This window comes from Jannaschia formosa, from assembly GCF_003340555.1.
Taxonomy (GTDB): Bacteria; Pseudomonadota; Alphaproteobacteria; order Rhodobacterales; family Rhodobacteraceae; genus Jannaschia; species Jannaschia formosa.
On record NZ_QPLJ01000084.1, the window covers coordinates 1 to 1,516 of the forward strand.

The following is a 1,516-nucleotide window of genomic DNA, read 5'->3' on the forward strand; positions in this document are numbered from 1 at the left end:
GATACTGTTGAAAAAGTCGGCGATCGAAGCGTTCTGACCAGCGTCCAAAGCGAGCCGATTGGCAGTCCCTTTCATCCGGGGGCTGTCACGGGCACCAACTTGGCCAGTTTGCGGAGGTTCTGGGCGGTTGCTGCGAGCTGGAATTGCTCCGTTGCGCCTTTGGGTCCACGTAATCGCATCATTCGCAGCCCGATGTATCGCTTCAGATGTGCAAAAAGCATCTCGACCTTTCGCCTTTGCATGAACGAGGTCATGTAGGCGTCGGTTTTGCGGATGTCGCGGGCGATATCTCTTGCTGCTTCGTGAACGGATCGGAGCACTTTCCTGGCAGGTTGAGTCGGACAGCATTGCGCTTTCAGGTGGCAGGTTTCGCAATCCTGTTTGCGCGCCCTGTAGCGGATCAAACCATCCTTGCTGACATTCGTGGGGCGCGGCCTCGAGAATTTACGGCGGGACGTCTCGAGCGTATTTCCGGCGGGGCACGTATACCTGTCGGCGGTCGTATCGTAGGCGAACTCCTCCCGCGAGAAGGTGCCGTCGGTGCGTTTTGACTTGTCCCAGACCGGGATGTGAGGTGCGATCTTGCGGTCCTCCACCAGCCAGCCCAGCATCTCGGCCGATCCGTAGCCTGTATCGCCGACCAGCTTGCGAGGGTTGATGCCGAAGCGTGCCTGCACCCGGTCGATCATGTCCCGCGCGGCACGCGCCTCCGCTGGCCGGATCGGAGCTGTGGGTTCGACATCCACGATCACGGCATTGTCCAGATCCACGAGATAATTGGTGGAATAGGCAAAGTAGGCGGCACCGCCATCGGCACCCGTCCAGCGCGCGGCCGGGTCCACCGGCGAGATGTATTTGGGAATGGCGTCGGTTGCTGCGCCGAAGGCCGCATCGTCGAGGGTTTCAAGATATTCGTCCAGGGCGCGGGACGTGAGGTCCGGCGGCAAGCCTTCCTTGCTGTCGATGCCGCGTGTCTGATTGGCATTCGCGGGGATCAGGCTGGCGTCGACGCCGAAGCTGTGACCGCCGACCAAACCTTCATCCATGCAGCGTTGCAGGACGGTCTCGAACAGATGCCGGAACAGCCCGCTCTCGCGAAAGCGGCCGTGGCGGTTCTTGGAAAATGTCGAATGATCGGGCACCGCATCAGTCAGATCGAGCCTGCAAAACCACCGATACGCCAGATTGACATGGACCTCTTCGCAGAGCCGCCGCTCGGACCGGATGCCCATGCAATAGCCCAGCAGCAACATACGGATCATCAGTTCGGGATCGATCGACGGGCGGCCGCCAGAGCTGTAGAAAGGTGCCAGCAGCGGCCGCACATGAGACAGATCGAGGAACCGGTCGATACCGCGCACCGGGTGATCCAGAGGCACGAATCCGTCGATCGAGAACTCGTAAAATAGCGCGCCCTGCGCGACTTGCCTTGGCCCCATCATCGCGATGCCCTCCACTCTCAGAACGAGTGAATCAAAGCCTCGAACGCCAGGCAACGGACTTTTTCAACAGTATC

1 protein-coding gene is annotated in these 1,516 nt (G+C 60.3%); it reads right to left on the reverse strand.

The genetic code is table 11. The annotated features are described in order from the left end of the window. Positions 1–71: 71 nt before the first annotated feature. A complete protein-coding gene (locus tag DR046_RS22875; RefSeq protein ID WP_115384630.1) occupies positions 72–1,442 on the reverse strand; it encodes a transposase in 1,371 nt (456 codons plus the stop codon). Positions 1,443–1,516: the final 74 nt, after the last annotated feature.

Bases quoted from the DNA above. Each gene is read 5' to 3' on its own strand.
- DR046_RS22875 (WP_115384630.1), bottom strand. From the start codon at position 1,442: ATGATGGGGCCAAGGCAAGTCGCGCAGGGCGCGCTATTTTACGAGTTC.